9 protein-coding genes are annotated in these 8554 nt (G+C 63.2%); 6 read left to right on the forward strand and 3 right to left on the reverse strand.

Going from position 1 to position 8554, the window contains the following annotated elements:
• The 3 genes from WAO18_RS15090 to WAO18_RS15100 all read left to right on the forward strand — a co-directional run.
• Window positions 1–503, forward strand: a 503-nt coding sequence (locus tag WAO18_RS15090; RefSeq protein ID WP_422207067.1) for a DUF4389 domain-containing protein, incomplete at its 5' end; no start/stop codon positions are given.
• Window positions 490–1113: a class I SAM-dependent methyltransferase gene (locus WAO18_RS15095; protein WP_422207068.1), complete on the forward strand. Its 624-nt coding sequence runs from the start codon at window positions 490–492 to the stop codon at window positions 1111–1113. The genes WAO18_RS15090 and WAO18_RS15095, both read left to right, overlap by 14 nt.
• Window positions 1114–1497: 384 nt before the next feature.
• Window positions 1498–2049 (forward strand): hypothetical protein, encoded by a 552-nt coding sequence (locus WAO18_RS15100; RefSeq protein ID WP_422207069.1) that lies wholly within the window; start codon window positions 1498–1500, stop codon window positions 2047–2049.
• A gap of 31 nt (window positions 2050–2080) precedes the next feature.
• Here WAO18_RS15100 and WAO18_RS15105 read toward each other — a convergent pair whose 3' ends face one another.
• Window positions 2081–4585: an ABC transporter permease gene (locus WAO18_RS15105; protein WP_422207070.1), complete on the reverse strand. Its 2505-nt coding sequence runs from the start codon at window positions 4583–4585 to the stop codon at window positions 2081–2083.
• On the reverse strand, window positions 4582–5280 hold the full coding sequence (locus WAO18_RS15110; RefSeq protein ID WP_422207075.1) for an ABC transporter ATP-binding protein: 699 nt from the start codon (window positions 5278–5280) through the stop codon (window positions 4582–4584). The genes WAO18_RS15105 and WAO18_RS15110 overlap by 4 nt, the downstream gene beginning before the upstream one ends.
• Window positions 5281–5663: 383 nt before the next feature.
• On the opposite strand from WAO18_RS15110, the gene WAO18_RS15115 reads away from it, so the two are divergent.
• A complete protein-coding gene (locus WAO18_RS15115; RefSeq protein ID WP_422207071.1) occupies window positions 5664–6329 on the forward strand; it encodes an SRPBCC family protein in 666 nt (221 codons plus the stop codon).
• Window positions 6330–6382: 53 nt separating this feature from the next.
• Here WAO18_RS15115 and WAO18_RS15120 read toward each other — a convergent pair whose 3' ends face one another.
• Window positions 6383–6907 carry a gamma carbonic anhydrase family protein gene (locus WAO18_RS15120; RefSeq protein WP_422207072.1) on the reverse strand — a complete coding sequence of 175 codons (525 nt, stop codon included), beginning with the start codon at window positions 6905–6907 and terminating at the stop codon, window positions 6383–6385.
• 136 nt (window positions 6908–7043) lie between these two features.
• Here WAO18_RS15120 and WAO18_RS15125 point away from each other — a divergent pair, with 136 nt between their 5' ends.
• Together WAO18_RS15125 and WAO18_RS15130 are read left to right on the forward strand one after the other, a co-directional pair.
• Window positions 7044–8198 carry a Rieske 2Fe-2S domain-containing protein gene (locus tag WAO18_RS15125; RefSeq protein WP_422207073.1) on the forward strand — a complete coding sequence of 385 codons (1155 nt, stop codon included), beginning with the start codon at window positions 7044–7046 and terminating at the stop codon, window positions 8196–8198.
• Window positions 8195–8554: hypothetical protein (locus WAO18_RS15130; RefSeq protein ID WP_422207074.1), on the forward strand; the 360-nt coding region annotated here is incomplete at its 3' end. The genes WAO18_RS15125 and WAO18_RS15130, both read left to right, overlap by 4 nt.

Consider the following 8554-nt stretch of genomic DNA (forward strand, 5'->3'; position numbering starts at 1 on the left):
GCTTGTATCTGCTGTATCCACTGGTGACGATCGCCGCCGGCATCGCCATCGCGTTCACCGGGCGGTATCCCCGCCCGCTCTTCGACTTCAATGTCGGCGTCCTTCGCTGGTCGTGGCGACTGATGAACTACCGCTTCCCGATGAACTGCACCGACAAGTACCCGCCTTTCACGCTCGCCTCGATACCGGATTACCCGGCCGACCTCGAGGTGGATTACCCAGAAGGCCTTACAAGTCGGGCGGTGCTGTTGTATCGGTGGCTGCTAGGACTGCCGCAGATAATCCTCTGCTGGGCGCTGGAGCCATTTCTGCAGGCGCTGTGCGTCGTCAACGCGGTGTGGTTGTTGTGCAGAGGCATGATCAACCAGGGCATGTTCGACCTGCTGATGGGCATCGTCAGGTGGCGCTATCGGGTAGCTGTCTACGTCTCGCTGATGCGCGACGAGTACCCGCCGTTCCGAATGGATCTGGGTAGCGTTCAGGTAGGCCATGGCGCGCCGTAATCCGCTGTTCCCGTACATCTATCGACTCGGCATGCCGGTCTTCGACCGGCTGTTCTATCGCCGTTATCGCCAAGAGGCAATGACCCACGCGTTCGGCCGACTACTGATGATGGGCATTGGGCCCGGAACCGACCTGCTGTTCCTTCCTGCGGCGGTGACGGCGGTTGCCGCCGTGGAACCCGAGTCGGCGATGCGTCGAATGGCCTCCGCGCTGGCACGCCGCAATGGCATTGAACTCGATATCGTCGATGGGGTCGGTGAGTCGATTCCTTTCCCGGACAACAGCTTTGACTCGGTGCACATCGGCCTGGTGTTGTGCTCGGTCGACGACGTGGGCGCCACCCTGGCTGAAATCCGTCGAGTGCTCGCACCCGGAGGCAGGCTGGTAGTCCTCGAGCATGTCCGCGGCGACGGACTGATGGGCCGATTCCAGGACCTGATCGCCAAGCCGTGGTCGTGGCTGGCGTCCGGATGCGAGCCGAACCGTCGAACCGTCGATGCCATTGCCGCTGCCGGATTCGACACCGGGGGGTTGCGCCGCATTCGACGCACCCTGGTGCCGCCACCTTGCACTCCACACTTGCAAGGATTCGCCACCGTCTCGAAGTGAGTACGCGGCGACAAAGTTCACCGCTGAGAAACTACTGACGGTTGTTCATCTATTGTTCAGCTTCTAGACAGCTTCCGTTCATGTGGGAATCGTGTACCCACCATGGCGATCATTCGCCGCCCGGCGAGTGCTCGACTGTGGGCGACCGTCGCCGCGGGCAGTCCACGACCTTGATCCAACGATGCAAGAAGTGGAGTCTCCCATGAGTCACAAGATTCTGGTCGGCGTCGGTACGGCTGCCGGTGGTGTCGCCGCTGCCGGGCTCATCTCGAGATCGGGCCTGGCAAGGGGTACCGCTCAGGTTCTCCTTGGTATACGCTCAGGCTCTCCTTATAGTGAGCTAGATCACACTCTCGATTGGAGTTTCCAATGAGTGCTCCCCGAATGACACTCGTTCTCGGCACGGCTGCCGGTGCTTTCCTGGCCGCCGGACTGACTTCTTTACTTAGCCTCCCGGTCGCCCACGCGGACGACGCGGATGGCATGTTGCTCGCCACCCCGGTGGCTGACACCTTGCTCGCCACCCCGGCGGCTGACACCATCGCCTACCCGGCGGCTGACTTGGCGTCGAATGCCATCGTCTTCCCCGGCCCGGACACCGGCTTCATCTTTGCCACCGATCCAATCCTCAAACTGTTTGGTATCACCGACATCGGGGCCGCCAACCCCAGCGAAGATTTTGAGGCGATGATTCTGCAGTTTCCGCATCTTGGCATCACCGATGTGTTGACTTCGGGGACCGAATCCGTGAATGACTTGGCGCAGTTCGGCGTGCCCGACGACATCGGCCTGGGCACGGCCGGCGTGACGGTAAACACGTTCACAGATCTGATGCACCCAGGCCTCGACAACTTGTTCTCGTTCACCATTGGTTTCGAAGATCCCCTCGCCAACCTGTGGGATTTCCTCGTTGCCAACGCCTTCTTCGGCCTCTGAGGTGAACAGCTGAACTGAGATCGCCATCGCCTTAGTCGACGCCGACGGCCTCGATGATGTTCAGGCGGGCGGCGCGTCGCGCCGGCGGCAGCGACCCGATCAAGCTGATCGCCAGCGCGCCGGCGGTGAAGACCAGTGCCGTCGGGCTGGGCCGGAAGCGAACGGTGAAGTTCATCATGTCGCCGCTGACAAGGCTGTAGAGCCATTGGTCTGCCAGGCCGAACAGCAATCCGCACACACCGCCGACGACACCGATCGCAGCCGCCTCGGCCAGGATCATGCGTAAGGTGAACCGCCTGCTGGTTCCCATCGCCCGCAGCACGCCGATTTCCCGACGCCGCTCCAGCACCGACAGCGTCAATGTGTTGAAAAGTGCTACCGCCGCGACGAATACAACAATGATCCACACGGCGTTAGCGATGAACATGCTCTGATGCAGTGGCGCCTCCAGGCCCGCCAGCGCCGTGCGACCGCTGTATACGTAGCTCGGCTTGGGCACCACTCGGCGGACGTCGGCCAACAGGCGATTTCGATCCGCACCCGGGGCCGCGGTGACCTGCAGTGCTGTCGCTGCCGGACGATCGAACCACGTCCGCATTCGGTCAAGGCTCATCCCGACGGTCCCGATGACGGTTGAGAAGTACGGGACCAGAGCCAACACAGCCGCGCGGCGCGTGCCGTGTGGCGTTTGCAGCTGGAGTTCGTCGCCGACTCGAACATGCAGAGTCTTGCCGAGATTTTGGGACAGCACCACTCCCCGACCGGCGAGCACTGAATTGCGTACCTGCTCACCCAGGGCGCGGTAGAGCGGATCGGCGGTGCCGGCGGAAAAGCCGTCGAGCATCACGCGCGTTCCACCGACCTCGGCGAACCCGGATGCGCCCTTGGTGACACGTCGCACCCCAGGCACCGCGGCCACCTTCTCGGCAAGATCTTGCGGCAGCGCGTCGGCGGGATAGCTGTCCGGGGGATCGGCACTCACCCACACGTCGACGCCCGCAACCGGCGCGAAAATGGCTCGTGCCGAACGAATCATGTCGGCGTTCGTTCCGGTTATCACGACGGTGGTGACCACTGCGATGAGCACTGTCATCACGGTGGCCCACACGCGCCGCGGCGCCCGCTGAATCGTCGCCGCGGCCAGCGGTCCAACCGAGCCGAACATCCTGGCCGTCGCTGATGTGGCCTTGACCATGACTGCGGTCAGTGCGAACCCGAGCGCGATCTCAGCGCTGAACAGCGCGAAAATAGCGACGAAGGCCAAGCTGCCGCGTCGCTCGAACACGACCAGGATCGAGGCCGCGAACACCGCAACAGCTACAACCCCGGCGGTCACCCGCAGCCACCGCGGCACGAAATCAGCCGCTGATACGCCGACCGGTGCAAGGGCCTCGATCGGTGACACCTTGTAAACCTGCCGGGCTGCCATCGCCGATGCCGCCACAGCCGTGAGCACCGTCGCGGCCAACGCCACCGGTATCCCATAGCCCGGCAGCCAGTACTCGACCCGGGCTTCCAAACCTTGGGTAATCGCCGGCGGCAATCGGCCGATCGCCGCACGGCCCATGACTATGCCGATACCCGAGCCGATCGCTCCACCGATCAGCCCGAGAATGACTGCCTCAGCGAGCAGGTCGCGAACGATCGTGGTGCGTCGGCCGCCGATCGCACGCAGCATCGAGATGACCGGCCGGCGTTGGGTGATCGCCATCGTCATCGTGGTGTAGACCAGGAACGCGCCAACGACCAACGCCACCCCGGCACCCATCAATGCCATGTAGTTCATCAGCTTGACGCCGTCACCGGCCCGGACTGCCCGCATACTCGGAGCCGCGACGATTGCCCGATCCTTGACGGCCGCGGTGACCCTTGCCCGCACTGCTTTGGGGTCGGCACCTCGTTTTGTCGTGATCAGTATCGAGTCGAGCTGACCTTTTCGCCCAGTAATGTTCTGCGCCAAAGCAAGTGGCGCGAGGACGTAGTGTCCGCCGTTGAGGTCCGCGAGTTGCTTGCCGGTGAGTACTTCGGTGACCGTGACCGAATCGGAGCCGAGCCGGAACGTCTGGCCTTTGGTGTGGCCGACCCGAGGCCCGACCTGGACACCGTTTGGGTTCTCGGACATGGTTTTCAACGGTTTCCGCACGGCGTCTTTGAGGGCACCGCCCAACTCGGCACTGCTCGCGTCCGCCCCGAACAGCAGGACCGGGCCCGATGCCGTAGAGGTCGAGGTCCGGATCATCGGTGCCGCAGTCGCAACGCCGGCAACAGCTGCGACATCGGCGGTGATGGTGTCGGGAAATCCCGCGTCGGTGATTCCCGATACCTCGAGTGCCGCGACGCCGGCGATCCCATCGGCCAGCCGGTTCACCGAACCGGTGATCGAGCCGAATATCCCGATCACCGCGACGAGATACATTGCCGATACGGCCATTACAGCGATTGACGCTGTCGTGCGCCGACGATGCACGACGAGTTCTCGCAGGCTGAATACGCGTAGCCGGCTCGCCGAGGCAGCGATAGCCGAGCCCGGTTTCATCCCCGCACCACCGCGAGATTGTCGGAGCCGACTCGTCCGTCTTGGAGGGTGACGACCCGATCCGTGGTCGCTGCGGCATCGGCGTTATGGGTCACCATCACCACCAGCCGACTGTCGCCGTCTTCATGCGCCACCTCGGCAAGAAGCCTCAAAATTGAGGCGCCCGTGGCCGAGTCGAGGTTGCCGGTCGGCTCGTCAGCGAGAATCAGCGATGGATCCATCATCAACGCCCGTGCCACCGCCACCCGCTGCATCTGACCGCCGGACAGTTCCGCCGGCCGGTGCTGGGTGCGGTCGCCGAGCCCGACCCGGTCCAACAGCCGAACCGCGTCCGACTTGACTTTGCTCAGCCGGACGCCGTCAAGCAGCTTCGGAACCGCCACGTTCTCCCATGCCGACAGGGTCGGCAGCAGGTTGAAGAACTGGAAGACGAACCCGACGCGCTGGTGGCGGAACTTTGACTGTTGTTTGTCGCTGAGGTGGCTAATCTCGTCGCCGTCGAAGGTGATTGACCCGGAATCCGGCGCGTCCAAGGCACCGAGCAGGTGCAGCAACGTGCTCTTGCCCGCGCCCGACGGTCCGACAATCGACACGAACTGCCCGCCCCCGAATCGCAGGCTTATCTCGTCGAGTGCGCGCACATTCTGGCCGCCAACCCGGTATTCGCGAACAACGTCGCGCAGCTCGATCGTCAGCGAGTGACTTAGCGCATCACGGGTATCGGCTCGTGCGTTCATGGTCCTCCCGCAAGACCGCAGCATCCAGCCGGCCGCGACCACCTGTACGCGACCGACTGCCAGTCCCGTGTGACTACATCGCAAAGGCACCGGTACGAGAGATAACGAGCCCGAGCTCCAATCGGTTCAACCGCACGGAATCGACCGTCGTCGGCACCGATCGGCCAAAACAGCATGCCTGAAGTCTACGTCCATGGAACAGTCAAATGTGTATAATGGAAGTCTTGCATTGCTAGCGAAATCTGCGCGTTTGCAACGCTTTTGACAGGAGCCGCTTTTCTTATCACCTACGCTGCAGCCCGTGGACTCAACGTCGTTCGCTTATGAAGGAGACCGACCCGATGCCACTGCCCGCGCTTGAAGACATCGTCGCCCATACCGGCAGCGCCCAGCCGATCGATGGGATAACTCGGATCGAGACCAGCCCTCGGGAGACGGCCACCCCGATGATCATGGAAATGATGCATTCCGTGTACCCGCACGACGAGGTGTTCGGCCAGTACTGCACGGTCAACGACTACATCGACTGCCCGCCGGACGAGCTGTTCTCCTACATGGCCGATACCCGTTGCCTCGAAGAGTGGACCTACAGCCTGCGCGGGTTCACCGAAACCGACGAGCCGGGGCTGTGGCAGGCCTACGACCGGTTGGGGTCAGAGACCGAAATCTACGTCCGCACGGTGGCCAGTGAGCAGGGCCGCACCGTCGACTATCACTGCGCATGGGATCAGGGCAAGCACCTTTGGATGATCTACCTGATGCGGATCATTGATGCGCAACCCGTGCTGGACAAGCCAGGCTCGGTGGTGCTGTGGACGAACTGTCATCACCCGTTCTACGACCGCAACCCGTATCCGGAGGCCAGCCCGCCGGAGCGGCCGGTGTGGGTGGGGGACTTCTGGGACATGTTCGGTGCGGGTCACCTGCTGGAGATGAAAAACCTCAAAGCCATCGCCGAATACCGTCACCACAACGGGCTGCCCGTCACACCGGACTGGATGCGATAAGCCCCAGCATAACGAAAACCGTAGTCTCGCAGACTATTACAGATACCAGATGGCTAAATCTGTTCCAGCCCAGCGAGATAGCGCTGGGCGAGATCCTGGTACGCCTTCGGGTTCACCTTCACCCACATCTCGGCGCCGGTGCCCGCAATCGGGCCCTTGACGACGGCCGGCGCGCCGACCACCAGTACCTCGTCGGGGATCTTGGTGCCGCCGGTCACCAGTGCGCCCGCCGCGATCAGGCTGCGCGCACCGATCACCGCGCCGTCTAGGACGGTGGCGTGATTGGCGATCAACGCCTGGGCGCCGATGTGTGCGCCGTGGATGAGACACATGTGCGCGACGGTGGCCCCGGGACCGATGTCGACGGGGATGCCCGGCGGTGAGTGCAACACCGATCCGTCCTGCACGTTGGCGCCCTCACGCACCATCACCGGCCCGTAGTCGGCGCGCAGCACAGTGTTGAACCAGACTGACGCGCCGGCCTCGACGGTGACGTCGCCGATCAGGGTGGCAGTGGGGGCGACGAAGGCGGTGGGATCGACTCGCGGCGATCGGCCTTCGAACGAAAACAGCGGCATCGTTCAGATATACCGCAGGCCGGGTAACCGGCAGTGATGTGCTGATTGCCCGGCTGTAAATGTCCCCGTCATTGCGCGATCCGGTGCAAAAACTGTAACGTGTTCTAGTTAGAAGCCCAAAAAGTATGGAGGCGTCATGGCTACCGAGACTGCCGCTGTCCGCGAGATCGACGCCGGCGCCCTGCCCGACCGGTACGCCCGCGGCTGGCACTGCCTTGGCCCGGTGAAGGACTACCTGGACGGCGAACCGCACGGGATCGAGGCATTTGGCACACACCTCGTCGCGTTTGCCGACTCGCACGGCGACCTGCACGTCCTCGACGGCTACTGCCGGCACATGGGCGGCAACCTGGCGCAGGGCACCATCAAGGGCGACGAGGTCGCATGCCCGTTCCACGATTGGCGCTGGGGCGGGGACGGCAAATGCAAGCTGGTGCCCTACGCCAAACGCACCCCACGACTGGCCCGCACCCGATCCTGGACGACAGACGTCCGCAGTGGGCTGCTGTACGTGTGGCACGACCACGAAGGCAACCCACCACCGCCCGAGTTGCGTATCCCCGAACTTCCCGAGTTCGCCAGCGATGAGTGGACCGACTGGCGGTGGAACTCGATGCTCATCGAGGGCTCCAACTGCCGCGAGATCATCGACAACGTCACCGACATGGCGCACTTCTTCTACATCCACTTCGGTCTGCCGACGTACTTCAAGAACGTCTTCGAGGGTCACATCGCCTCGCAGTACCTGCACAACGTCGGCCGACCGGACGTCAACGATCTGGGCACCTCCTACGGTGAGGCGCACCTGGATTCCGAGGCGTCATACTTCGGCCCGTCTTTCATGATCAACTGGCTGCACAACAAGTACGGCGACTACAAGGCCGAGTCAATCCTGATCAACTGCCACTACCCGGTCACCCAGGATTCCTTCGTGCTGCAGTGGGGCGTCATCGTCGAAAAGCCCAAGGGCATGGACGAAAAGATGACCAATAAGCTGGCCAACGTCTTCACCGAGGGCGTCAGCAAGGGCTTCCTGCAGGACGTCGAGATCTGGAAGCACAAGACCCGCATCGACAACCCGTTGCTGGTCGAGGAGGACGGCGCCGTGTACCAGATGCGTCGTTGGTACCAGCAGTTCTACGTCGACGCCGCCGACGTCACGCCGGACATGACGGACCGCTTCGAGATCGAGGTGGACACCACCATCGCCAACGAGAAGTGGCATGTCGAGGTCGACGAGAACCTGCAGAAGCGGGCCGAAGAAGAAAAGACCGAGCAACCTGCGACATGAGCCCCTCCGACCAGCCGCCCGATGTCGATCGGTTAGCTCGGTCGATGCTGATGCTCCATGGCGATCGCCACGAGCATGACGAGCCGGCCTCCGCGGGCAGCGGTGGCGGATCCTGGTCCAAGGCACCGAATTTCACCAGTGATCCGGATCGGGCCGCCGCGGTACAGGCCGCTACTCAGGCCGACAAGACCCGCTACCTCACGTCGGGCCTGCAGCCGGTGGACTGCCGGTTCTGCCATGCCACCGTCAACGTCAAGCGCCTGGGTCCCGGACACACTGCGGTGCAATGGAATAACGAGGCATCGCAGCGCTGCGCCTATTTCGCCGAGATGCGCGCCAACGGCGAACCCAGTGCC

This window comes from Mycobacterium sp. (genome assembly GCF_049278535.1).
Lineage (GTDB): Bacteria > Actinomycetota > Actinomycetes > Mycobacteriales > Mycobacteriaceae > Mycobacterium.